Source organism: Fibrobacter sp. UWB12 (assembly GCF_900142485.1).
Taxonomy (GTDB): domain Bacteria; phylum Fibrobacterota; class Fibrobacteria; order Fibrobacterales; family Fibrobacteraceae; genus Fibrobacter.
Map to the genome: position 1 here is coordinate 66268 of NZ_FRAZ01000003.1, position 24143 is coordinate 90410.

20 protein-coding genes are annotated in these 24143 nt (G+C 47.7%); 12 read left to right on the forward strand and 8 right to left on the reverse strand.

The window, feature by feature from the left end:
• The first annotated feature begins 135 nt into the window (after positions 1-135).
• Positions 136-1011, forward strand: a complete 876-nt coding sequence (locus BUA34_RS05260; RefSeq protein WP_254794338.1) for a helix-turn-helix domain-containing protein — start codon at positions 136-138, stop codon at positions 1009-1011.
• Between the two features lie 24 nt (positions 1012-1035).
• Here the strand turns inward: BUA34_RS05260 and BUA34_RS05265 are convergent, their stop codons facing one another.
• The 4 genes from BUA34_RS05265 to BUA34_RS05280 form a co-directional block, all read right to left on the reverse strand.
• Positions 1036-2676 carry a sensor domain-containing diguanylate cyclase gene (locus tag BUA34_RS05265; protein WP_072827693.1) on the reverse strand — a complete coding sequence of 547 codons (1641 nt, stop codon included), beginning with the start codon at positions 2674-2676 and terminating at the stop codon, positions 1036-1038.
• 3 nt (positions 2677-2679) lie between these two features.
• Positions 2680-4155 (reverse strand): sensor domain-containing diguanylate cyclase, encoded by a 1476-nt coding sequence (locus tag BUA34_RS05270; protein ID WP_254794339.1) that lies wholly within the window; start codon positions 4153-4155, stop codon positions 2680-2682.
• A gap of 97 nt (positions 4156-4252) precedes the next feature.
• Positions 4253-4477, reverse strand: coding sequence for a DUF167 domain-containing protein (locus tag BUA34_RS05275; protein WP_072827695.1), 225 nt, complete (start codon positions 4475-4477; stop codon positions 4253-4255).
• A gap of 8 nt (positions 4478-4485) precedes the next feature.
• Positions 4486-4995 carry a DivIVA domain-containing protein gene (locus BUA34_RS05280; RefSeq protein WP_072827696.1) on the reverse strand — a complete coding sequence of 170 codons (510 nt, stop codon included), beginning with the start codon at positions 4993-4995 and terminating at the stop codon, positions 4486-4488.
• A 542-nt stretch (positions 4996-5537) separates the two neighbouring features.
• Here BUA34_RS05280 and rpmH point away from each other — a divergent pair.
• The 6 genes from rpmH to BUA34_RS05310 all read left to right on the forward strand — a co-directional run bounded on the left by rpmH (position 5538) and on the right by BUA34_RS05310 (position 9924).
• A complete protein-coding gene (rpmH, locus tag BUA34_RS05285) occupies positions 5538-5693 on the forward strand; it encodes a 50S ribosomal protein L34 (protein ID WP_014546417.1) in 156 nt (51 codons plus the stop codon).
• Positions 5694-5731: 38 nt separating this feature from the next.
• A complete protein-coding gene (locus BUA34_RS05290) occupies positions 5732-6070 on the forward strand; it encodes a ribonuclease P protein component (RefSeq protein ID WP_072827697.1) in 339 nt (112 codons plus the stop codon).
• Positions 6054-6305: a membrane protein insertion efficiency factor YidD gene (gene yidD / locus BUA34_RS05295; RefSeq protein ID WP_072827698.1), complete on the forward strand. Its 252-nt coding sequence runs from the start codon at positions 6054-6056 to the stop codon at positions 6303-6305. The genes BUA34_RS05290 and yidD overlap by 17 nt, the downstream gene beginning before the upstream one ends.
• The gene (locus tag BUA34_RS05300; protein ID WP_072827699.1) at positions 6302-8155 is read left to right on the forward strand and encodes a YidC/Oxa1 family insertase periplasmic-domain containing protein; all 1854 of its coding nucleotides are present in this window, start codon (positions 6302-6304) and stop codon (positions 8153-8155) included. The genes yidD and BUA34_RS05300 overlap by 4 nt, the downstream gene beginning before the upstream one ends.
• Before the next feature lie 330 nt (positions 8156-8485).
• Positions 8486-9142 (forward strand): GlsB/YeaQ/YmgE family stress response membrane protein, encoded by a 657-nt coding sequence (locus BUA34_RS05305; protein ID WP_072827700.1) that lies wholly within the window; start codon positions 8486-8488, stop codon positions 9140-9142.
• An 8-nt stretch (positions 9143-9150) separates the two neighbouring features.
• On the forward strand, positions 9151-9924 hold the full coding sequence (locus BUA34_RS05310) for a hypothetical protein (protein WP_139255880.1): 774 nt from the start codon (positions 9151-9153) through the stop codon (positions 9922-9924).
• Positions 9925-9946: 22 nt separating this feature from the next.
• Here the strand turns inward: BUA34_RS05310 and BUA34_RS05315 are convergent, their stop codons facing one another.
• From BUA34_RS05315 to BUA34_RS05330, 4 genes are all read right to left on the reverse strand, one after another.
• A complete protein-coding gene (locus BUA34_RS05315) occupies positions 9947-12088 on the reverse strand; it encodes a histidine phosphatase family protein (protein WP_072827702.1) in 2142 nt (713 codons plus the stop codon).
• A gap of 81 nt (positions 12089-12169) precedes the next feature.
• A complete protein-coding gene (locus tag BUA34_RS05320; protein ID WP_072827703.1) occupies positions 12170-13081 on the reverse strand; it encodes a hypothetical protein in 912 nt (303 codons plus the stop codon).
• Between the two features lie 12 nt (positions 13082-13093).
• A complete protein-coding gene (locus BUA34_RS05325; RefSeq protein ID WP_072827704.1) occupies positions 13094-15550 on the reverse strand; it encodes a ribonuclease R family protein in 2457 nt (818 codons plus the stop codon).
• 2 nt (positions 15551-15552) lie between these two features.
• The gene (locus BUA34_RS05330; protein ID WP_072827705.1) at positions 15553-16275 is read right to left on the reverse strand and encodes a 1-acyl-sn-glycerol-3-phosphate acyltransferase; all 723 of its coding nucleotides are present in this window, start codon (positions 16273-16275) and stop codon (positions 15553-15555) included.
• Positions 16276-16481: 206 nt separating this feature from the next.
• Here BUA34_RS05330 and BUA34_RS05335 point away from each other — a divergent pair, with 206 nt between their 5' ends.
• From BUA34_RS05335 to BUA34_RS15995, 5 genes are all read left to right on the forward strand, one after another.
• The gene (locus BUA34_RS05335; RefSeq protein ID WP_072827706.1) at positions 16482-17549 is read left to right on the forward strand and encodes a glucokinase; all 1068 of its coding nucleotides are present in this window, start codon (positions 16482-16484) and stop codon (positions 17547-17549) included.
• Between the two features lie 135 nt (positions 17550-17684).
• Positions 17685-19994, forward strand: a complete 2310-nt coding sequence (gene hsdR / locus BUA34_RS05340) for an EcoAI/FtnUII family type I restriction enzme subunit R (protein ID WP_072827707.1) — start codon at positions 17685-17687, stop codon at positions 19992-19994.
• Between the two features lie 46 nt (positions 19995-20040).
• A complete protein-coding gene (locus BUA34_RS05345) occupies positions 20041-21036 on the forward strand; it encodes a Fic family protein (protein WP_217650179.1) in 996 nt (331 codons plus the stop codon).
• Positions 21037-21054: 18 nt separating this feature from the next.
• Complete coding sequence (locus BUA34_RS05350) at positions 21055-22572, forward strand: class I SAM-dependent DNA methyltransferase (RefSeq protein WP_072827709.1); 1518 nt, start codon at positions 21055-21057, stop codon at positions 22570-22572.
• Positions 22572-24122: a restriction endonuclease subunit S gene (locus BUA34_RS15995; protein WP_083579739.1), complete on the forward strand. Its 1551-nt coding sequence runs from the start codon at positions 22572-22574 to the stop codon at positions 24120-24122. Before BUA34_RS05350 ends, BUA34_RS15995 begins: the two co-directional genes overlap by 1 nt.
• Positions 24123-24143: the final 21 nt, after the last annotated feature.

Sequence of the window (24143 nt, forward strand, 5' to 3'; positions counted from 1 at the left end):
TGATTTAATCTAATAAAATTGGTTTAATCTAAAATACTTGGTTTGGTCTAATTTTTGAGAGAGTGAATTATGATAAAGCCTATCCCTGATAGAAATCTGATTCTAATACAGAATACAGATTTCTTTTCGCATTATATGCTTCAAAATAAAACGGGAACCGGGCATCTTCTAGTGTATAATGTGTTGCCTGGACTGCAGGTCTTTTACAGCAATTTCCACCTCAAAGAATTCACCTTCAACTTTGAAAATCAAGGGAAAAGCCTAATCGTTTTACATTGCCATAATGGCAGCTCGGAATGGCTGGATTCGAATTCCTTGCCGCGTTCCATGGAAGAAGACGGCTTGTTGCTCTTGGACCAGATGCCTTCTAGCAAGACGTTCCAATTCCCGGTGCATTGTTATCACGGCATTGCTGTTGTCTTTTCTATGGAACGTTGTCAAAGCGAACTTATGGATATGTTCAAGGCCGTGGGGGTGGACTTTGCGGCCGTAATTCAGAAAATCCAACCGCTTACGCTCCCGCTGAAGCTCCCTTCTAGCGAACATGTGAGCCACATCTTTTCGGAACTTTACAGGCTCCCTAAAAATATCCGCTTGCCTTATTTCAAAATCAAGGTGCTTGAGTTGATTCTCTTCTTGAGCCGTCTTGATTCCGAAGCCAAGTATGAGACTGCTGCAAAAATTCCGAGCCAGTACAAAGGTAAAATGGAGCTCTTGCGTGAAATCCTTCGCGAAAACGTTGAAGAGCACCTGACGCTCGAAGAACTTTCCAAGCAAATCGAGATGAGCCCGACGCAGATGAAAAAGTATTTCAAGCTTGCATACGGCGATTCCATTTACTCGTACCTCAAAACGTACCGCATGAAAAAAGCCACCCAGCTTTTGTTGGATGGCAAATTCAACATTGCCGAAGTTGCAGGCCGTGTGGGCTATACCAATTCCAGCAAGTTTGCGCAGGCGTTCAAGGAATTTACGGGTTGCACGCCCAAGGAATTCCGGAACAAGGCTTAATTTGCAATAACTGCGTTTTCGATTTTAGCTTTCGCTGTCTTCTTCGGCAGTGTATTTTGCTTCGTGCATTTCTTCGTCGCGGCTCAAAGGTCTGTGTTCCGCAATTTTAATGGCACGTTTGTTCTTGTACATGTTCTTGTCGGCTTTGTTGAATGTTTCCGCGATAGTCGTTGATTTTGCGACAGGGGCGATACCAATGCCATAAGCAATGGAAATTTGCTTCCACGGGAATGATGCGTTCTTGGTCGAATTCATGCCGTCCTTGAGTTGCCTCAGCAGGTTATGGTGATTGTCCAAATCATCCCCGATAAGGATTGCAATAAATTCATCTCCGCCAATTCTAAAGACCGGGCTATGCGTGAAAACCTGGCAAATCAATTTACTCGAATTGATAAGGTAAGCGTTTCCGTTTTCGTGACCGTAAGTGTCGTTGATTTCTTTAAGGTTGTTCAAATCCAAAACGATGATGCCGTATGACTCTACTTCGCCTTCTTGAATCCGTTGTTCCAAATCATTCAAGAAACTGTCGTATGCCATTTTGTTACGCAAGTTTGTGAGCGAATCCTGAAAGGCGAGCCCTTGCATATGCTTCATGTATTGGTTGATATGGAACTTGGCCGCAGAGAAACTTTTGGCGAGGTCCCCGATTTCATCGTTCTGGCGAATGTTGAATTCTGCATTCATGTCGCCCATAATCATCTTTTTTGCTTCTGCTGTAAGTTTTTTGAGCGGCTTGGTAATGCTTCTCGAGAAGAAAATCGAAATAGCCGTTGTAAAGGCCAAAAGGAACAGAATGAATATGATACTTTGTTTGAGGTGCTTGTTACGCTGGGCGTTTATTTCGAGAACCGGAGCGACCATAACAAGTTTCATGCCGTTTTGAAGCGGGTACGATAATTTCACTTGGTCGTCTTCGGGTTTGAAGGTGAGCCCGTTGGGAAGAGTGGGGTGGTAGACGACAAGTCCTTCGCTGTCTTCCAAGAATGCAAATCCCGTTTTCATGATGTGAACTTGCGAAAGCTGCTTTGTCAACAAATCGAAATCAATGTCTACGCCCGCAACGCCAATTTCTTTGTTGTTCAGGAACATGGGGATAACATAAGATATGATATAGGCGTTGTAATTTTTGTTAAAATAAGGCGAAATCCAAAGTGCGTTTCCCGAAAGAATGGGCTTGTAATACCAACCGACATGTTCGTTGTCTGTCGGGCTGTACTGTGAAATGTTTGTCGGTGTGCGTGGCTTAAAGAAATCATCCGGACCATCTCTAACGAGAAGCACTCCGTCACTTGGGTTTGTTATTTTGGGGTTGAATCTCACAAAAACGCTCTTAGTGCCCGAAAGATTGTAAATCGTTGAAACGAGACGTTCCTTGATTCCCTCAATATTGCCATGATGTTTTTCTTTATTTGTTAAAAACGTTGAATCTTCGTTTATTTGCGATAAAATTCCAGCAGCCATTGCCATCGTGTATTTTTCATGCGATTCGAACATGTAATTCAACTTGGCGGCTTCGGCACTTGCCTGGTCCCTCATGTATTGCATGGAATTGCGCTGTGTCGTTCGGCTGATAAATACGGTGCTGAGAATGCCGAGTGAAAGTGTGCCGATGAGGGTGCAAGATAGAGAAAGAATTAAAATTTTTGATTGAATCGATATTTTCATAATTTACTCGATGTTGTCACGGCCTTTTAGCATGTCATTTTCGGCGATGACCAATTGTTCGGAAAGTGTAGTCGATTGGACGTTTTTACAAATGGCGGTTCCAAGGGATATTTCGACTTTTTCCCACGCTTTTTCGGCGTTAGCTGTTGCTTCGATGCCTTCCTTTAATTTTTCCTGGAGCTTTTTGCAGTTCTTTAAATCGTTATTCATGAGGATGATGACGAATTCATCTTCATTTACTCTAAATACCGGGCTGTGATCAAATGTGGTGCATATAAGCTTGCTTGCGGCTTGCAAGAGCGCTACGGCCTTGGTGTTACCAAACTTGTTCTTGACCTTAAAAAAGTTATCGACGCTTGCGACGAGGACTCCGTAAGAACTGATTTCGCCAGATGTTGCTCGAATGTGGAATTCGTTGATGTAATGCTCGAATGAATTCCTGTTGCGTACGTTCGTTATCGGATCTTTGAAGGCGAGGCCCTTGATTTGTCCCATCGTTTCGGCGAGGCGCATCTTGGCGTTGACAAAACTTTTGGCGAGGTCTCCGATTTCGTCGTTCCGCTTGATGTTTAAGCTGATACCCATTTTACCGTCGATAAGCCTGTTCGCGTAATCTGTAAGGAGACGGATTGACTTGGTGAGCGAACTTGCGAAAATCAGCGATGCGAAAATAAACACGACCAAAATAAGCATCGTGATGAGTACCAAATTCTTGATGAGATTGTCGCGATTTGCGGAAAGCGAGGCTCTCGGAATGACAAACGTCAAGTTCATCCCGTTAGTGAGCTTGTTATGAATGAGTAACGTATTGCTCGGCAATGTAAATGAATGGCCTTTAGGAATAGTTGGGTGGAAAAGCGTGTTGCCGTATCGGTCCGTCAGAAATGCGTAATCCTTGTCGAAAAAGCGGATAGATGCGATTTCGCGGGTCAAGTAATCAAAGTCAATATCAACCCCTACAACGCCAATTACTTTATTAAACTTGAATATCGGAATAACGTAAGAAATCATGTAAATGCCGATGTTCTTGTTCAAGTAGGGCGCCATCCAGATGGGCCTCTTGGATTTAATGGGCGCGTAGTACCAGCCGACGTGTTCGGTATCGTCAGGTTTGTATTTCGAAAAATCAGTAGGCTCTGTGAATCGGAGGACGTGGTCTGTCGGAGTCATCGCCATGAAAACGCCCGATGTCGGGGAGGTCAGTTCTGGATTGAATCGCAAGTAGGCTGCGACAGTCTTTTCTGTATTCCCGATGGTAAGGCGAATGAGTTCGCGGCTTTTTTCAGTAAATTCTGCGAGTTGCTTTTCGTTGGTCAGCTGTCCGAGGCTGTCGAGCATGCCGTTGATGGCGATGTTCAGCGTGTTCACGTACTGCTCGACATTTTTGAGCCGGTTGTTTATTTTGATAGTCTCGATGTTGGTCAGACTTTGCAGGTTCTTTTCGGTCCCCTCGTAAACAACCTTGTCTGTAGTATACAAGCAAAGCCCGCCAAAGGCGAGCGCGCAAAGGAGTAGCCCGGCTAGGGCCAAAAACAAAACTTTTGTCTGAATTGAGGCTCTAAACCGGTTTTTCATCTTATCTCCCCAATATTTCGATGACTTTTTTGTTGTTTGTTGATCCCACTACCACTGAGACATCTCGCTTGTGCACGTGGAAGTGTTCCGCAATAAGTTCGCAAATCGCTTCGTTTGCAGCGCCATCTACCGGCGGGGCCTTGACATCGACCTTGTAGCTTCCGTCGGGGAGTGGCGTGATGCTTTCGCGCTTACTGCGTGCATGTACCTTTATGTTTATTCTCATAGCGTAGACTATGTGAGGGCGTAGCCGTCATTCCGCGGAGGGACCGGAGCTTCGAATTCTTTTTGCTGGTCGTTTTCCATTGCGGCGAGCAGCTCGTCTTGGCTATGGATGAGGGCGCGGCAGCGGATGAAGTAATTTGTGCGGAGCTGGCGGAGCTGCTCGATTTCGGTGCGCAGGTTTTCGCTCTCGCGCTTGATGCTTTCGACTTCGCGCAGTGCGCGTGCCTTTGCTTCGGCGACGATGATTTCGGCTTCCTTTTCTGCAGAAGCTTTGACTTCGTTAATCGTGCGCTGCATGGTGACTACGGCATCCTGGATGGTCTTTTCGATTTGGCGGTAGTAGTTCACGCGTTCTTCGGCGACCTTCAAGCGTTCGGTCAAGTTGGTGCGGTCGCGGAACATGTTTTCGAATGCGGTCGCGGCTGTTTCCAAAAACGCTTTCACTTCTTCCGGATCGTAACCCTTGAAGCTTTTTTTGTGGAAAGTTTGATTTCTGATGTCAAGTGGGGTAAGTTCCATAAAATTCTACTATTGCTCCATTATATATGTAAAAGATATAAAAGGAAATGCAAGTTGGTAGTTGTTAGTTACTAGTTACTAGTCAATAGTTGCTAGTTATTAGTTAAATCTTGCTTGAAAATGTGTTGGCGTTGTTATGCCCCGCTTGACGTCTTTGACTACTTGCAGCTTTGCTGCTTAGTAGTCATGATCCGCGTATGGGGAGGGCGTCTCCTTGTAATAGAGAATGGAGATTCCCACCTAAAGGTGGCCATGCGCACTATGGAACGAAGTTCCAAGTGCTGTCCGCCCGCTCAAGGCGGGAATGACATGAGCTTGCATGTCTATTATCTACTGACTAATGACCATTGACCACTGACCTGCTCTTTAAAAATATCTGTTTATATCTTGTGAATACATTGTGCTTTCGTTGAATGCTTTTTGTTTGGGTCTCGTTTGGGGCGATTTTTTAACCTTTAGGGGAGGTGTAACCCCTTGATAAAAACCAACATTTTACTAAATTTGAGTCTCAAAAAATTCTGTTTTCATAGAAAGGTTTTATCATGAAAAGAACATTCCAGCCTCACAATCGTAAGCGCGTTAACAAGCACGGTTTTATGGCCCGTATGGAAGACCGTTGGGGTCGTGCTGTTTTGAGCCGTCGCCGTGCTAAGGGCCGTAAGGTCCTCACCGTCAGCGACGAAATCTATAAGAAGTAAGTCGGGGCTGGCTTATAGCCACTCTGCGTTCTTATCGGCTGCCCAATCAGCCCGCTTACCGGCAAGTAGCCGTCCAAGGAAAGTTCGTCCGTGCGCCTTCTTTTAGTATGCGTTGGATTGAAGCTCCGGACGGTTTTTGTCGTTTCTGCTTCTTAGCCAAGAAGAAGAACGGAAATGCCGTGTATCGCAATAAGTGCCGTAGGATTCTACGTCCACTTTTTTATGGTATTGTCCCGAACATCAAAAAGCCCGTGTGGGCGATGATTATCGTGAGCGACAATTCCAAGGAAATGTCCTCTGAACGTTTCCGTGAATCCGCCCAGAAAATTTTCCACAAGATGGAATGGGATAAGCAGCCGGATGTGGCAGAAGGTTAAACAAGCCTTGGTGGCGGTGTTGATCGCCCCCATCCGTATATACCAAGTGGTTCACCCCTATTTTTTTCATGGGGTCTGCAGGTTCCAGCCTACGTGTTCAAACTACGCAATTGAAGCTTTACGCCTACACGGACCGTTCAAAGGTTTCTATCTTGCGGTTTTTAGAGTCTTAAGATGCAACCCCTTCTGCAAGGGCGGATATGATCCCGTTCCGCTCCCTAAGGATAAAAAATGAACAAGAATACACTCATTGGTTCCATTCTTATCGCGGTCATCGTGATTTGGTGGATGGCTGTCAATAATGCAAATGCCGAGGCGCAGGCTGCCGCTCGTGCCGCAAAGGCTAAGGCAGCGGCTGCTCAGGTTTCCAAGGATTCTGCAAGCACGCTCGTGGTGCCGAAGAAAACGCCTGAAATCAAGGCTGCTCCGGTCTTGGGCGGTGCTCAGGCTGAAGCCACTTCAGATAGCGTCATTGCGAGCGAAGCGAAGCAATCTGTCGCCCCGAAGGCAGAAATCGCAGAACGCTCCGTGACGGTCGAAAACGACAAGTTCATCATGACCCTCACCAACAAGGGTGCTAAGGTCAAGAGCGTCATCGTGAAGGCTCTCCCGGATTCTACCGGCAAGTTCCCGGAGCTCATCCAGGATACGACGCTTGGTGCATTTGACTTGATGCTCGACAACGCTGACCTCAGCGAAGCCATGTTCGAACTTGGCAACACGCCTGCAAAGATTGTCGTGACCGACAGCGCCAAAGTCCAGTTCGCATTCCAGGATGCAAACGGCAATCAGGTTATCCGCTCTTACGGCTTTACGAAGGATGGCCCGGCAGTCCGTCAAGAAAACAAGTTCATCGGTTTTCAGCCGAATGCTTATGAACTCGCATGGAAGGGCGGTCTCAAGGAAACTGAAGATATTCCGAAGTCCAAGGGTTTCATGGGTCTCGGTGGCGGTAGCACTTACTACTTCAGCGAAGTTGTCTTTAACGACCGTTATTCTGTGGAACGCGAAATGCCGCGCGAACAGGCTTCTTTTAATGCTACTGAAGGCAAAATCGTGTGGGCGGGTCTTCGTCGCAAGTACGTTGCCATGACGGTCCAGTTCGACGAAGCTGTTCCGGCAGTGCTCAAGACGAAGCATATGAAGGTTGACGATAGCGAAGTGGATCCGGGTACGTACAAGCTTACGATTGCCGACGATTTCCGCGGTGCTCAGTCCCTCAACTACGACTTGATGATTCTTCCGCTCAAGTGGGATGAACTTGCCTCGCTCAACAAGGACTACGAAAAGATTATTGTGAGTGGCTGGAGCTGGTGCGGTGCAGACGTCTGGTTCGTCTGGATTTGCAAGATGCTTCTCAAGCTCTTGAACCTCTTCTACAGCATCATTCCGAACTACGGTGTGGCTATCATCCTCGTGACGATTATCGTTCGCGGTATCACGACTCCGTTCACCGTGAAGCAGATCAAGTCTACTCGCGGTATGGCCGCTCTCAAGCCGCAACTCGACGAAATCAACCTCAAGTATCGCACCGACCCGCAGAAGAAGCAAGCTGCAATGATGGAACTCTACAGCAAGAACAACATCAACCCGCTTGCTAGCTGCACCGGTGGCTGCCTCCCGATGCTCATCCAGATGCCGATTTTCATGGGCCTCTTCTTTGTGCTCGGTCGTGCCATCGAACTCCGCGGTGCTCCGGCATTCCTCTGGATTTCTGACCTTAGCCGCAGTGACGTTGTCTGGAGTGGTATTAGCATTCCTATCATCATGCCGTCCGGCCTTGCAATTCTCCCGTGGCTCATGGTTGCAACGACCTACTTCCAGACCAAGGTGACGATGAGTTCTAACGCCGGCATGGATCCGGCTCAGCAAAAGATGATGGTGTGGATGATGCCTGCCATGATGCTCTTGTTCAGCGCCGTGATGCCGTCTGGTCTCGTGCTCTACTGGATTATCGGTAATATTTGGAGCATTGCTCAGTACAAGTACATCTACAGCAAGTTCCCGCCGATCAACGGCTCTACTCCGAAGACTTCTTCCAAGCTCAAGGGCAAGAACGTCAAGGACGCCGAAATCGTGAAGTAATTGAGGAAATGCGCGGGCTTTCCCGCGCATTTGTCATAATAGCCGTTTAGCCGCACATTTGGTATGCTCGTTGTGCGATGTCATCCCGGACTTGTTTTCTTTGACCACTTGCGGTTGACGCTTCGCGTCAGCAATTTCGGCTCGATCATAAAATCAAGTATGCTTGATTTTGCGACACTCGCCTTGAATGCTATTCAGCGCTTACGTGGTCATGATCCGCGTATGGGGACGGGATCGTCTTTTTACCGCAAGGATTTTATTTTTTCTACAACACTTATATAGCATTCCGGTTGATTTTTATTGATAGGTGTGTATTTTATAATAGACGTTATGAAAAAAATCTTGTTGCTCATTGTTTCGACTTTTCTGTTATTGACGGGTTGCGCGAATCCAACCCACGTTTACCATCCATTGGATTATCCTGAACAGAGCAAAGGCGAAGTTGTCAAGTACGAAGGTGTGCAAATCAAGATAAAATGGAACGATATCGCTTACGAGTCTAAAGTGTCCGATTCGTTGATGTTGTTCAGAGCGAAAAGATTTTGTTATGATCCGCAGAACGATTATTTTGTATTTCCAAAGAGTAAAGATGCGCTAAGTAATGAAACGGGTGATGGACTCTATTTTATTGTGCCGAAAGATAATGTTACTTTATGTAAAAATGCCGTTGTCAAGGATAATTCTTATTTCTCCAGAAATCACATGTTGAATGGTGCGGTTGTGGGAGGCACGATTCTTGGAGCCGTAGGCGCTGTTGGAGCTTTGGCTATGGCGCCATTGTTTCTCTTTTTATCAAATGGAGGGAGTGCTAGTCTGCTGATTTGGGGTACGACAGGTGCTGGAATTGTTATTGGATCTGCTATTGGTTTTAAGGTAAATTCAGCGATTCATTCAGAAAAACTTATTGATGATATAAAAGAAACTTGCGATGCTTATTATACCGAAGAAGAATTGAATTATTATCTTGAACGTAATTTATGTTTCTAGGAGAAAAAATGAAACGATTTTTTTTGATTTTTCTCCTTTTGAATGTGGCGCTTGCGTTTGCTCAAGATGATGAACGGACTCCTGAAGGGTATCGCATTATTCGTATTGAAAGGGAAAATACGAAAGATTATAAAGATAGTGTAGCTATTGTCGAAGAAATGAAAAAAGAGCCGGTTAATTTCCGGTTCACTTTGGGATTTATGTTTTCGGTGGGGTATAGGGCGATTCTCGGTAGTACTGATTATGACTATTTTCGCCATGCCAATGATGTAGAAGATTCGATAATGTTTTTTCAGGGGGCTCCGATTCAATTGGGAGCGGTTGCGTGGATTCCTTTAAATGAATATAATTTTGCGTTGAGGGTGGGTGTGTTGTTTGAATCAACTTACTTGTTCTGCAAAAATGATCTCCTCTTTGATGATCCTGAAAATCCTGGAAACTTGAAAATTGAACGAGGACGCATTTTGCAAGGACGCATCGCGTTTCCTTTGGTACTTGCTTTGAAACCGAGGACGAGTCCTTTTATGTTCGAACTTGGGGCTCAAATTTCAATCCCTATCGTGGATAAGTATGAGTCGGTTGATTTGATTGATAAAGATTTACGTGCTTCGGTAGATGTGGCGATTCTCTTGGGCGCTCATTTGTTTATCAACCATTATGTCGCATTGGATTTGCTTTGGGAAATTCAACCCAAAAGAGTTTACGATGATGATTTTCTGGTGGGAGTTTCTGATATAATTGCCGCAGGAATTAAACTCGGCGTGGTTTTCTCGCCGTTCTAGATGTCGTGGCGTTTTGCGCTTATTACATCGTTCCTGATTCAAGTCCCTTCACGGGGATGTAGCGCACGGAACCGTCGGCGGAGATAATCATGGCGACGCCTGCCATGTAGTTGACCCAGCGCCACTTTTCGTAGTAGCGCACGTTGGCGTGTCCGTCAGTGACGTAGGCGAGGAGCGGTACCACCAGGTAATCGTGCGTGCACATGATGTTTACGCGTTTCATGGCCGGGAGATTTGCTAGGATTTCGTCCTTGATTAATTGCTCGCTGCGCGATTCCAGATCGTAGAATGCATCGTCGTAGGCACCTGTAAATGCGTATTTAGAATAAACAACCCAGCCACCTTCGGCATTGACGTAGTTGTTTGCAATACTTGGATTCATGACATACCAAGCGCCATCCATGTAAGGGAGAATATCGAGCGTATAACCCATTTGACCTTTGCCGATGGCGATTTCTTCGCAGGTCTCTTGCGTGCGGGTGTAGCCCGAGTAACCGTAATAAAAATCTTCTTTGGCAATGGCAGCAAGGCGTGCTCCCAAATTGCGGGCGTACGTTTTTCCGTTGCTTGTCAAGTGGCCGGTGGGGCCTGTGTCATCGGTGCGTTCGCTGTGGCGGATGATGAAGACCGCCTTTTCGTCGGGCTTGAGGTTGGCGTAAACTTCGACAAGGTCGGTGAAACCGTCCGCTTCTTGCGGGGTGGCGACGCGCCATGCGTTTGTGGCTGTCTCGAAGATGTAATAGTTGTCGTGATTCACGCGGCCTTCGCGGATTTCCTTGTCGTATTCGCCGGGGCCAAATCCTGCAGTGTCTTTTTCGATGGGTTGTGCAATGCGCCATTCCTTGGAATTCACGTCGCAGATGAATCGAACGGTGGAATGGTCGGCATGCTCATAGTCGTTAGCGAAAAGAGTGCTTTGCCCTTGGTTCACGAATGTTACTTGCCCTGCATTTGCGTCGGTGCAGGCTTCAAAGCCGTAAGCGATGGGAACAAACGCGCGCATGTAACGCTCGAAATTCGGAATGGCTGCTACACCCCAAGATGATACGTTGTTGCGGATGTCGTTGTATTTCCAGAGCGTGTCAAGGCCTACAATCCAGTCGGCAATTTTGATTTTCCAGTTCGGGTCGTTCCAAATGCCATCGCCCTTGATGTCTTCGGCGAGGTTGTTCACGAGGCTCATCATATCAGCTTCGCTGCGGTCTCCCTGTAACATCGCTGAAATCGCAAACAATGCGGCGCTATATTCGCTGTTCCCGAACATGTCCAAATCTTCGGCAACGGGCTTATCCATGCGACCGTCGGTGAAGTATGGTTGCGAATAAAGTTGAATTGTGTCGATGCCGAAGGCTGCAAAAATTTCGCGTTCCGCTTGGGCTTTCGCTTCGGTAAAATCAACGTGGTTCATAGCGAGCTGCTCGATGCGCGGAATTTCCAATTGCGTAAGAACGTTCACGTTGACAGAATTACGAACGCGAAGGGGTGTTGTTGCGCCTGCATCTTCGGAAGTGTTTGCAACTTTAGTCAAAGCCGAAAGTGTCACGGGACTTGCGGACGTGCCTCCGGTCACCATGTTTCTGTAAAATCCCGTAGCAGAAATTTTCACGTAGTTTGAATTGGTGCCGACACTTTCTAGCGTGTAGCGACCGTCGTTGGTTTGCACGCAAGTGCTTGCTGTGTGTCCGATTCCGTCGGCCCTGTAGAAGTTCATTTCGTTTGCTTCGTTCTGAACAACGGAAGTTCCAAAAACAAAAGGCCCGTTCTGTATGATTCCCTGAATGGAATCTCGCAGTAACCCGTTGAATCGAGCTGTATCTGCATCGAAATCGGGCTGATTTGCAATTTTATCGATGGCGTGCAAAAATCCGTCGCTGCAGGTAATGCTAAAATCTGTAGTGTCCGCAGTGCTGCGCCATGAGCCTTTGATGCAAAGGCGTGGCAAGTTTTCATTCTGAACAAAGAAGGCGCGACCTTCACGGTTCGCGTCACATGCAGGCAAGTTCGCTGCACTTAAAACACTCAAGGTATCGAGAAGAAAAATAGGCGTGTCCTGTCCGCCGCCGGAGTTGTTGTCAGTTCCACTTGATGGGTTCCCGTCAGAACCACAGCCATTAACCAAAAATGCCGCAGCAAAACCAATCGCTGTTAAACCAAAAAATCTCATTCCATATACCTGTTTTATTACTTGCGCCTATCCTCGAAGCTTGTCATTCCCGCGCAGGCGGGAATCTCCGTGCAATTATCGTTATTTCTTTATCTTATCCAATAACCTTTTCGCAGGGAAGCCGACGAGCTGGAAGCCTTTTTCCCAGATAAAGTCTTTAATGCGTTCGGCGCGAGTCTCGTTGCATTTCGGGAGCCAGCTTTCGTCAAAGTCTTCGTCGAGTCCAGCGTTTTTTACAAGAGCAGCATAGTCCTTGTTGAGAGCATCGTAGGCGTGATGGCGTACAAAGTGCTTTTTCTCTTCATAATCGAAGCGGCGTTCCAAAAGTTTGCGTTTGATGAATCCTGCGCCTTGTTGGGTGATCTCGTCGTAAGCGAAGAATACAGGGCGCTCTGTGTGATAGAGCGATTCCATGAGAACTTCGGCTTCGGTGAATTTTTCGCTTAATCCCACTTCGAGCTTGCGGGTGACATCGTAGAATTCCGTTTGCTCCGGCGTCTCGAAAATGTGCAAGAAGAACACGCCGAGGGCGGCGGGTTTCATGTACAAGAAGAACGATTGCAAATGCGGTGCAAATTCGTCATTGCTCGTGAGCGAAACGACATCTGCATTGCTTTTTTCGGCGCGTTCAAAGAATTCTTTGAATTTGTTCTGGTAATAGACGATCGAATCGTTGATGAGCAGCAAGCGCTCCACATCGCGTGTGATGATGCCGGGGGCGTAGTTTCCAGCTGCGTCTGTGCGGTTCGCCTGCAGTTGCAAATAACGCCGCCACATGCCAAAGTCAAACCCGCGATTTTCGGTGAGGAAAAGCTCGATGTGATTTTCCTTCAAAAAATCGTAGGTTTCGTTCGAAAGCGTTCGGCGATTCGTGAGGAGAACGACCCTGAAGTCGGTCTCCGCGAGATGCTTGAGCGCAAAGCGGACATAGCCGGGGAGGTCTTCCCCGGTTTGGTAACTGGCATAGAGGGCGACTTTATTGCATGCGTCCATCAACTACCTCTCTTATCTCCCGCGACGGCCTCCGCGGCTGCTGCGTCCGCGACCTTTTTCGCTGGACCTGCGGCCACGCCTTGCTTCGCGCGGTTCGCTGGCCACATGGAATCCTTCGCCGAATTCACGGGAGTCACGACCTCCGCGTTTGTCAGAACCGTGTTTCCCGCGCTTGTCAGAACGGCGGCCTTCATCGAATTCGTTACGGCCCTTGAGGAGCCCTTTGCGACCGCGAGAATCGCGACCGGTGCGTTCGAAAATCGGACCGTCAAAATCTCTGCGACCACGGCGACCGCCAGAAATATATTCCGGTTCGTCGAAATCGTCGTCTTCGTCCGGCTGGCTTACATAGCCAAGTGCTTCGGCAGCTGCGGCGCGGTCAGCGCGTTCATTGAAGTTGCGTATGTCGCGTTCGGTATCTTCACGGCTGCGGCGCTTTTTCGGTTCGGCGCTCAGCTTTTCGGTAATGCTGAAGTCTGCCTGACCGCGCAACGGATCAACACGCAACAACTGTACCATCACCTTGTCGCCACGGCGGAAGGTGCGGCCACTGCGCTTGCCAAATGCAAGGCCCTGGTCCGGATTGAACACGTAGAAGTCGTCGCCAGCGATATCGCGGTAACGCACAAGACCTTCGGCAATCGGATCGTCGATGGAAACGTAAATGCCCCATTCTTCGATGCCCGTTACATTTGCCTCGAAACTGTCACCAATGCGGCTCTTCAAAATCCAGCAACTGCACACCTTGATGGCGATGCGTTCCACCTTCATGTTCTTGATTTCGTTTGCAGAAATCAAGTCGCAAACTTCAATCACGCTGTTCACGCGGTCGGCTGTGATTTCCTTGCCTTTACGTGCAAGTTCACGATGGCACCAAAGGTCTGCGTAACGGCGGATCGGCGAAGTAAAGTGGCTGTAATCTTGCCAGTTCAATGCGAAGTGCCCAAAGCTGTTGCTATCGTAATGAGCCTTCTGCATACTGCGTAAAATGCGGTTCGTGAGCGTTTCGTCGCCCGCGGCACGCTTCACCAAATGTTCGTACAGCTTGAATGCGGTCGGGTTCAAGTTCGTATCGCCGCTGCGCGGCTTGCCCAAATCACGCAACATCACCGGAGCGTCCTTGAACAGATCCGGGTACATGTAGTACAGTTCCATGATGTCCTTCGTGTCCGGCGCTTCATGGATACGGTAAATGCCTTGCAGCTTGCGCTGCTTGAGTTCCTTGGCGCAGCAGTTGTTTGCAATAAGCATGCACTCTTCGACCCAGGAATTCGATTCGTCATGTTCGCGCGGCACAATCTTGACCGGTTCGCCATTTTCGTCGAACTTGCAACCATATTCCGTTGTCTGGAATTCGAGTAAACCTTCCTTGGTACGGTTCTGCTTGAGGAGCGCGGTCACTTCGGCAAGAGCCTTGATGGAATCGTCGCCAGCTTCCATCATCTGCACGGCCTGCTGGTACGTGATGCCCTTCGTAATCTTCACGACACTGCGGTGGAAATCCCAAGAGAGCACGTTGGCATGCTTGTCCAATTCCATCATGCAAGTGAATGCGCAACGGTCTACACCCTCGTGCAAACTGCAAACACCGCTGGAAAGCTTTTCCGGGAGCATCGGCACTGCCGTCCACGGCAAATATTGCGTATAACTTCTTTCGAGAGCTTCTTCGTCGAGGTCAGATCCTTCAGGCACGTAGTAGCTCACGTCGGCGATGTGCACGCCGAGCTTGTAACCACCATTCGGCTTGCGTTCCACGCTGATAGCATCGTCGTGGTCCATGGCGCCTTCGGGGTCAATGCAAAGAATGTCCAGCTTACGGTAATCCACGCGGCCCTTGAAATCCTTTTCCGTCGGGTCCGTAATGGAGGCCACGTACTTTTCGATGGCAGGGCTAAATCCCTTGGGGAGATTGCTCTCTTCCATAAACTTTGTCTTGACTTCGTCCCAAGTCACGTTCATGATTTCGGCAGAGCGGTCCACCTTTGCCAAATAGCTATGCTTGAGCTTCGGATGCGGATAAAGTGTAAAGCTGATGGTCTCGCCTTCCTTGCCCGGAGCCTGCCTGCGGTGGCACATCTCGTAGACCTTGCCCGTATCGAGCTCAGTCACCTGCCAATCTTCTTCACCGGTCTGGTGCAAAATGCCGCGCTTCACGCGAGTGCCAGAATCCTTTTCGGTCTGACGGCGGCTGCGAGCGCCCGGACGGCGGTTGTCTTCAATGCCCTGCTCTGCAAGTTTCTTGCGGCGCTTTTCGCGCTTGTCTTCGAGCGGTTCGCCATCGCCCAATTGATATTCCTTGTGTGCAGAACGCTTTAAAACGCCACGCTCGATCATGTCGGCGAGGAGCTGCTTAAAAGCCATCTTCTGTTTTTTCGGGAGGCCGAGAGCGCTACGGAGCTGGCTCCCTACCATGGGTTCGTCACGAAGTATTGCAATAATTTGTTCTTCGCTCGGTAATTCTCTAGCCATAATTAAGCCTCCTTGTTCTGCATGTAAGGCATCGCGGATTCAATCAAATCGTGGGTTTCGTCGCGGAGGTCGGCCATCGGCTTGTCGGCGTAATCTTCATAGCGGATCAGCGGGTGAACGACCATCTCGACGGTGCCGGAATAGACCGCCCATTTGACCTTTGGGAGAATCTTTCCGGTATTGATAAATGTAACTGGCAAAATGTCAAAGTGCTGTTCTTTTGCCAAACGGAAAATTCCATTTTGGAACTTGAACATGTGCCCGTCTTCGCTGCGGTGGCCTTCGGGGAACACGACAATGTTGTAATTGCTTTCGAGGCGTTTCTTGAGGATTTTGCCGAGGCCTGCGTTTTTGCGCGGGTTCGTGTGGATAGGAATGTTGCCGGAGCGGTTCAGGACCCAGCCGAATACGGGCGCTTTCCAGAGGCTTGCCTTCGCCATGAATGACGCCGACGTGATGGAATGCCAGACGACGTTGATGTCCAAAAAGCTCTGGTGGTTGGCGACGATGACGTAGTTTACGCCCTTTGGAATGTTTTCTGCCCCCTTGACCGCGACTTTAATGCCGAAAAGCTTGAAAATAATGTTCCTGAAGGCGAAAGTGCAAATCTTGGTGCAGTTTTCCCAGTGCCCGCGGATACCGCAATAGAGGGTGTAGGGGATACCCGCAACAACCATGATAGTGAAAACGACGATGTAATAAAAGAGTGCAAGAATAGCGCGCATGTTCTCTACTTGTTAAATGTGAACTGAAGCCTACTCAATATAAATAGGTCCCTATGGGCTTAATGTATATTTTTTGAGCGGAGTAAATCGGTTGTTTTTGTTACATACGCATAAATACGCACTTGTCATTCCCGATTTAATCGTGAATCTCCTATTTCCTTGAGAAAAAACTATATTCCTCAACGTAAAACATGGAGTTTTAAATTATGGAAATTAAATGGCTTAATCCCGATGCTAAGTTTGACCGTCTTGTTTTGGCGGGTGATATCGGTGGTACGAATACGAATCTTGGTCTTGTAGGCTACAAGGATGGCAAGTTTACACTCATTCTCGAAACCGTTTGCCCGAGCCAGTGCATTGAAGGACTCGACACCCCGATCCGCGAAACGCTCAAGGCAGCCGCTGAAAATCGCGCCGATTTGAAGCCCTCTCACATCTGCATCAGCGCTGCAGGTCCGGTGGCAAACAACAAGTGCGTCATGACGAACCTCCCGTGGTGCGTCGACGGCGATGCCATCACGAATGCAACCGGCATCCCGACACTCGTGATTAACGACTTTATGGCCATTAGCTATGGCATCCCGACTTTGGATGTCGATGACCCGAATCAAATTCTCAAGTTCAAGCATACCGACGGAAGTGAACCGAAGCCGCAGAAGGCAACCAAGGCCGTGATTGGCCCGGGTACCGGCATGGGCGTTGGCTTCCTCGCATTTGACGGCGAAAAGTACATCCCGGCTTGCTCCGAAGGTGGCCACTCCACGTTCGCACCGTTCGACAAGGAATCCCAGGACTTCCGCGACTACATGGAAAAGCGCATCGGTACGGTGCCGGGCGTCGAACCGCTCGTCTCTGGCATGGGCCTTGCTCACCTCTATGAATGGTGGCGCGACACCAAGGGCGTTCCGCAGAACGAAGCCTTCAAGAAAATTGAAGAAACCGATTGGCATGACCGCCCGAAGTACATCAGCCGCGCAAGTGACACCGATCCGGTTGCTGCCGAAATGATGCGCATGTTCGTGAAGATGCTTGCCCGCTTCGCTAGCGACGCTTGCACGTTGTTCCTCCCGCTGGGTGGATTCTACCTCGCCGGTGGTACGGTCCAGAAGGACCTCCGCTGGCTCGAACGCGATAACTTGTTCATGACCTGGTTCGAAAAGAACTACAATCCGAACATCCGCCCGCTCTTGAACAAAATCCCGGTTTACCTTATCAAGGATTATAGCATTAGTTTGTACGGTGCTGCTAATGCAAGTTTGAATTTGCAGAAGTAAAAGCGGGAAATCTCCTTTTTAAGAGTGGTAGTTTCCATTTTGGAAACTACCACTTTTTTTGTATACAGGTGCGGTGCGAGGAGTTGAGGGCTATCACTCTCTTTATTTTGATATATATTTGTATTAAGGTTTCATATGCCCGAAAACAAGAAAGAACTTTCCGAAGAAGATATCAAGAACCGCTACATAACGCCGGCGTTAAACGCTGTTGGCTGGGCGGCCGAAGATATGTACATGGAAAAGTACTTTACCGACGGGCGCGTGATTTTTCAGGGCGGCAAGCATGCCCGCAAACAGGGCAAAAAGGCAGACTACCTGCTTTATTCTGCCCCAAATTATCCAATTGCCATTGTTGAAGCGAAAGACAACAACCATCCGATGGGTGGAGGCTTGCAACAAGCTATGGAATACGCTCAAATCCTTGATGTGCCGTTTGCCTATAGTAGCAATGGCGATGGATTTGTCGAGCACGACTTTTTGACTGGAGTTGAAACAGAACTCACATTAGAACAGTTCCCGACGAAAGAACAACTTCATGCGCGCTTGAAAGCTGCCAAGCAGTTCACGCCTGAACAAGAAAAGGTCATCAACGAGCCCTACTATTGGGATGTGGATACGCATTCTCCACGCTATTACCAACGTATAGCAATCAACCGTACGGTCGAGGCTGTAGCGAAAGGCCAACAGAGAATATTGCTCGTGATGGCAACGGGAACGGGCAAAACTTTTACGGCGTTCCAGATTATGGAACGTCTGCACAAATCCGGTTGCAAAAAGAAGATTCTTTATCTTGCGGACCGCAACATTCTTATCGACCAGACCATGGTCCAGGATTTCAAGCCCTTCACCAAAATAATGACGAAGATAAAGGGCAAGGAACTGGATTCCAGTTACGAAATCTACATGGCTTTGTACCAACAGCTGGTTTCGTATGATGAAGGCGTGCCTGATCCGTTTACGACATTCCAGCCCGAATTCTTCGACTTGATTCTGGTGGACGAATGCCACCGTGGTAGCGCTAAAGAAGATTCCGAATGGCGAAAAATTCTGGAATATTTCAGCGGTGCAACTCAAATAGGAATGACCGCTACTCCTAAGGTGAAATTCGGCGCAAATAATTTGGAATATTTTGGCGAGCCGGTTTTCACGTATTCCCTGAAGCAGGGGATTGAAGATGGATTCTTGGCTCCGTATCGCGTGACCAATAGCTTCTTGAACGTGGATTTGAACGGTTGGACTCCTGATGGCCCGCAAGAAATAGACCTTTTTGGCAATGTGATTCCGGAACAGCTTTATCAGCGTCCGGACTTTGGCCGCGAACTTGTTATCAAGACTCGCCGTGAGGTCGTTGCTAGACGAATCACTCAAATGCTTTACAAGATTGGTCGTATGACCAAGACCATTGTGTTCTGTCCGGATGTGGAAGAAGCAGAGGCGATGCGTCAACTATTGGCGACATTGAATGCCGACATGATGAAGGAAGATCCTCGCTATGTCATGCGCATTACAGGCGACGATGCCGTCGGCAAAAAACAACTTGGAAACTTTATTGAACCCGATGAGGCGTACCCGGTTGTTGTGACTACGTCTGAAATGTTGAGTACGGGTGTTGACTGCAAGACTTGCGGACTTATCGTCATTGATAAGGAAATCGGTTCGATGACGGAGTTCAAGCAGATTGTCGGCCGAGGAACTCGCCTCAAGACGGACAAGGGCAAGTGGCATTTTGAAATTCTTGACTTTCGCAATGCGACCAAGCTTTTTAAGGATCCCGAATTCGATGGCGAACCGGAAATGCCCGAGGAACCTCAAGGTCATGGAGGGGGAGTCCATGAGCCTCCTTCACCACCATATAATGCGGGCCCCAAGAAGTATTATATCAACCATGTCGAAGTGAAAATCGATGCCGAAACGGTCTCGTACTTGGGTGCCGACGGTAAGACACAGGTAATTGAAAGCTTTACTGACTTTACTCGCAAGAACATTCGTGGTAAATACGCTACTTTGGATGACTTTATCAAACGTTGGTCTGCCGAAGAACGCAAGGCTGCTATCGTTGATGAACTCAAGGAATACGATGTTCTGATTGATGCAATTCGCGAAGCTAATCCCGACTTGGCGAAAGTGGATGTTTTCGACATCATTTGCCATGTGGCTTTTGACCAGAAACCCTTGACCCGAAGCGAGCGCGCAAATAATGTCAAGAAGCGCAATTACTTGGCGAAATACGAAGGTAAAGCCCGTGAGGTCTTAGAGGCTCTTTTGCTCAAATATGCGGATGATGGTATTTTGCAGATGGAACAGAACGATGTTTTGAAATTGGACCCGTTCAATCATATTGGTACAGTTCCTAAAATCATGAAACTTTTTGGTGGCCGTGAAGGCTACGAAGCAGCTGTCATAGACCTCAAAAAACAGCTCTACTTGACCGACGACGTTGCATAATATATATTTTTGATGTCGGAATAATGTCGGTTTAATGTCGGAATAAATGTCAGTGAAAATGTCGGAAAAATACGAGCCGCCTTTTAAGATTACTGAGGCTATAGTGAACCTTGTGGCAGAAATTTCTGCCAAGGTTGAACGGTTTGTTATTCGGTTGGAACAACCGGATGGTTTGCGTTTGCGCAGGGTAAACCAAATTCAGAGTATCCATAGTTCCTTGGCAATAGAAGGGAACACCCTTTCTGAAAATCAGGTGACTGACATTATTGATGGAAAGCGAGTCCTTGCCCCTGCTCGTGAAATTCTTGAAGTGAAGAATGCTTTGCGGACTTATGAGATGTACCCCTCGCTGAAGGCTCTTTCCGAAAAGGATTTGCTCAAGGCTCACGGAGTTATGATGCAAGGCATGATTCCCGATGCGGGTAGATACCGTAACTGTAACGAAGGTGTTTTTAAGGGGAATAAGTGTGTCCATTTTGCACCGCCACCAGGTATGGTTCCCCTTTTAATGAAGAATCTTTTTTCGTGGCTTAAAACGAGCAAGATGCATTGGTTGATTAAATCTTGCATATTTCATTATGAGTTTGAATTTATCCATCCATTCCGCGATGGCAACGGAAGAATGGGGCGTCTGTGGCAATCTCTCATTTTAGGCAAGTGGAACTCGGTCTTTGCCCATTTGCCTGTTGAAAATTTGGTCTATGCAAACCAGCAGGAATACTACAACGCTATAAACGCCTCGAGTACTGCAGGCGATTGCGGTATTTTTGTTGAATTCATGCTGAATAAAATTCTGGATTCTTTAAAGGAATCTCAGAAGATAGAACTAGATTCTTTGATTGTCGAATCGGTTCATTTGACGGCTCGCCAGGAAAAGATTCTCGCTTTGTTGAAAAAGAACAACTTCCTCACAGAAAGGGAATTGGCGGAAAAATTCAAAGTCACGGCAAGAACCATTGAACGTGATTTAGCAAAATTGCAACAGAACAAGGTTCTTGAACGTGTAGGGGCAAAAAGGGACGGCCGTTGGCTCGTCAAATAAGGTTTCAAAAGGAATACTATGTCTGTAAATAATTTGGTGAAGAGACTCCAGAACGAAATGCGTGGCGATGCCGGTATTAACGGCGATGCCCAGCGTATTGAACAGATGGTGTGGATGTTTTTCTTGAAGGTCTATGACGCCCAGGAAGAAATCTGGGAATGCACCAAGGACAAGTACAAATCCATTATCCCCGAAAAACTGCGTTGGCGCAATTGGGCCGTCGATGAAAAGGACGGCAAGGCTCTCACCGGTGAAGCTCTGCTCGCGTTCGTGAACAACGAACTCTTCCCGACTTTGAAGAACTTGCCCGTTAACGAAAATACGCCCCGCGGCAAGGCCATCGTGAAGATGGTTTTTGAGGATTTGAACCAGTACATGAAAGATGGCATTATCCTCCGCAAACTCATCAACATCATTGACGAGGTGGACTTTAGCGATGCCGAAGACCGCCATACCTTCGGTGACATTTACGAAGGTATTCTGAAGGACTTGCAGAGCGCAGGCAATGCGGGCGAGTTCTACACCCCGCGTGCACTGACTGACTTTATCGTGCAACAGCTCCACCCGAAACTCGGTGAAACCTTTGGCGACTTCACCAGCGGCACCGGCGGCTTTTTGACCAGTTGCCTGAACTACCTGAAGCCCACGGTAAAGACGACGAGCGACGAGAAAAAGTTCCAGTCCACAATTGTCGGGCAGGAATGGAAGCCTTTGCCGTATCTGCTTTCGATTACCAACATGCTTGTCCACGACATCGAAGAACCGAACATCGCCCATACGGATTCGTTGGGCCGCAAGGTGACGGAATTCAAGGACAGCGACAAGGTGGATTGCATCGGCATGAACCCGCCATACGGCGGCAGCACCGGCACGAACGCCAAACTGAACTTCCCCTCGTCTATGCAGAGCAGCGAAACGGCGGATCTCTTTATTGTACTTATCATGTATCGCCTGAAAAAGATGGGCCGCGCGGGCGTGATTATTCCCGACGGATTCCTCTTCGGAACTGACGGCGCAAAACTCGCTATCAAGCAGAAACTCTTGCGCGAATTCAACCTGCATACGGTCATTCGCTTGCCGGGTAGCATCTTTAGCCCCTACACAAGCATCGCCACGAACATCCTTTTCTTCGACAACGAAAAGGCGAAAGGCGCTCCGGCCGGATTCAGCACCAAGGAAACATGGTTCTACCGCTTGGATATGCCCGAAGGCTACAAGCATTTCAGCAAGACGAAGCCCATGAAGCTGGAACACTGCAAGCCCATTGCAGACTGGTGGAACAACCGCGAAGAAATCCTTGAAACCAACGACGACGGTGAAGTGGTCAGTGAAAAGTCCCGCAAGTTCACGCCCGAAGATCTCGTCGAGATGGACTGCAACTTTGACCAGTGCAAGTTCCCCAAGGAAGAAGAGGAAATCTTGCCGCCTGCGGAACTCCTGGAAGACTACCACAAGAAACGCACAGCGCTCGACAAGAAAATAGACAAGAAACTGGAACAGATTCAGAAACTTCTCGGCATTGAGGTAATCGCGTAATGGACGGGAAGCAACTCAAGAACAGCATTCTGCAATGGGCGATACAAGGGAAACTCGTTCCCCAGAACCCCAAGGACGAACCCGCCCAGAAATTGCTGGAGCGTATCGCCGCATCCCGAAATGGTGACGTGTCACCCTGGAGCGAAGCGATAGGGTCTAGTAAGAATTCAAAGAAATCCTTATCTACGTCATTGCGAGGCCCCTGTAAGGGGACGAAGCAATCCAAGAACCAGCCTTCCCGCATCTACCGTGAAAACGGTGTTTGGTACGAACAAATCGGCACCGCCACCCCCAAGGACATTTCAGATGAAATACCCTTTGAAATTCCAGAGAATTGGGCTCTTTGCCGAATAAAAGACATTTGTTCAAAAATAACTGACGGCACACATCATTCTCCTGTAAATACACCTTCCGGCGATTACAAATACGTTACGGCAAAGAACATAAAAGATTTTGGAATCCAGTTATCTAACATTAGCTATGTTGACAAAAAGATTCATGAAGAAATCTACGCTAGATGCAATCCAAATCTTGGAGATATCTTATATATAAAAGATGGTGCGACTACGGGAGTTTGTTGTATAAACGATTTAGACGAACCGTTTAGCCTTCTTTCAAGCGTTGCCCTATTAAAGCCTCAAAAAGAGATATTTGCGCCTTATCTCTTATATTGTTTACGCGCTCCCATATGTTATGATTCCGTTAGAGAATCAATGAAGGGAACTGGCATTACGCGTATAACGCTGACAAAGATTGAAAAATGGATTATTCCCCTTCCACCCCTAGCCGAACAAAAACGAATCGTCGCAAAACTTGAACAAGTCCTTCCACTCGCAGAAGAATACGGAGCCGCACAAGAACAACTCGACAAACTCAACAAGGAACTCCCCGAAGCCCTCAAAAAAAGCATCCTCCAAGAAGCCATCCAAGGCAAACTCGTTCCGCAAAACCCCAAAGACGACCCCGCCTCCGTTCTCCTCACCAAAATCCGAAAAGAAAAAGAGACACTTGTTGAACAAGGGAAACTAAAAAAGAAAGATTTAGAAATTATTCCAATTGATAAAAATGAAACCCCGTTTGAAATTCCAGATAGTTGGACTTGGTGTAGAATTGGCGATATTTTCACATTGCAAGCGGGAAAGAACATTGCAAGTAATGAAATTCATAATAGCATGTCAAAAGAATATCAATATCCGTGTTATGGAGGTAATGGGAAAAGAGGGTTTGTATCAACTTACAATCGAAAGGGCCACTATTGTTTGATTGGTCGCCAAGGAGCTTTGTGCGGCAATATTAATTATGCAGATGGATTATTTTATGCCACAGAACATGCTGTTGTAGTTGAAGTATATTCAAATGTTGATGTTTTGTGGTCAGGGATTTTTTTATCTGCTTTAAATCTGAATCAGTATGCAACGGCTACAGCACAACCTGGTTTGGCTGTCGCTAATATAAACAAAGTATTGATACCCCTTCCTCCGTTGGCAGAGCAAAAACGAATTGTGAAAAAAATTGAAGAATTGTATAAAGTTATAGACTCTTGGCATTAAGTGTATTTTTATAGGGGTGGT

Bases quoted from the DNA above. Each gene is read 5' to 3' on its own strand.
- BUA34_RS05345 (WP_217650179.1), top strand. From the start codon at position 20,041: ATGTCAGTGAAAATGTCGGAAAAATACGAGCCGCCTTTTAAGATTACT.
- BUA34_RS05335 (WP_072827706.1), top strand. From the start codon at position 16,482: ATGGAAATTAAATGGCTTAATCCCGATGCTAAGTTTGACCGTCTTGTT.
- BUA34_RS05300 (WP_072827699.1), top strand. From the start codon at position 6,302: ATGAACAAGAATACACTCATTGGTTCCATTCTTATCGCGGTCATCGTG.
- BUA34_RS05315 (WP_072827702.1), bottom strand. From the start codon at position 12,088: ATGAGATTTTTTGGTTTAACAGCGATTGGTTTTGCTGCGGCATTTTTG.
- BUA34_RS05325 (WP_072827704.1), bottom strand. From the start codon at position 15,550: ATGGCTAGAGAATTACCGAGCGAAGAACAAATTATTGCAATACTTCGT.
- BUA34_RS05280 (WP_072827696.1), bottom strand. From the start codon at position 4,995: ATGGAACTTACCCCACTTGACATCAGAAATCAAACTTTCCACAAAAAA.
- BUA34_RS05265 (WP_072827693.1), bottom strand. From the start codon at position 2,676: ATGAAAATATCGATTCAATCAAAAATTTTAATTCTTTCTCTATCTTGC.
- BUA34_RS05330 (WP_072827705.1), bottom strand. From the start codon at position 16,275: ATGCGCGCTATTCTTGCACTCTTTTATTACATCGTCGTTTTCACTATC.
- BUA34_RS05305 (WP_072827700.1), top strand. From the start codon at position 8,486: ATGAAAAAAATCTTGTTGCTCATTGTTTCGACTTTTCTGTTATTGACG.
- BUA34_RS05310 (WP_139255880.1), top strand. From the start codon at position 9,151: ATGAAACGATTTTTTTTGATTTTTCTCCTTTTGAATGTGGCGCTTGCG.
- rpmH (WP_014546417.1), top strand. From the start codon at position 5,538: ATGAAAAGAACATTCCAGCCTCACAATCGTAAGCGCGTTAACAAGCAC.
- BUA34_RS05320 (WP_072827703.1), bottom strand. From the start codon at position 13,081: ATGGACGCATGCAATAAAGTCGCCCTCTATGCCAGTTACCAAACCGGG.
- yidD (WP_072827698.1), top strand. From the start codon at position 6,054: ATGTGGCAGAAGGTTAAACAAGCCTTGGTGGCGGTGTTGATCGCCCCC.
- BUA34_RS05275 (WP_072827695.1), bottom strand. From the start codon at position 4,477: ATGAGAATAAACATAAAGGTACATGCACGCAGTAAGCGCGAAAGCATC.
- BUA34_RS05260 (WP_254794338.1), top strand. From the start codon at position 136: ATGCTTCAAAATAAAACGGGAACCGGGCATCTTCTAGTGTATAATGTG.
- BUA34_RS05350 (WP_072827709.1), top strand. From the start codon at position 21,055: ATGTCTGTAAATAATTTGGTGAAGAGACTCCAGAACGAAATGCGTGGC.
- hsdR (WP_072827707.1), top strand. From the start codon at position 17,685: ATGCCCGAAAACAAGAAAGAACTTTCCGAAGAAGATATCAAGAACCGC.
- BUA34_RS15995 (WP_083579739.1), top strand. From the start codon at position 22,572: ATGGACGGGAAGCAACTCAAGAACAGCATTCTGCAATGGGCGATACAA.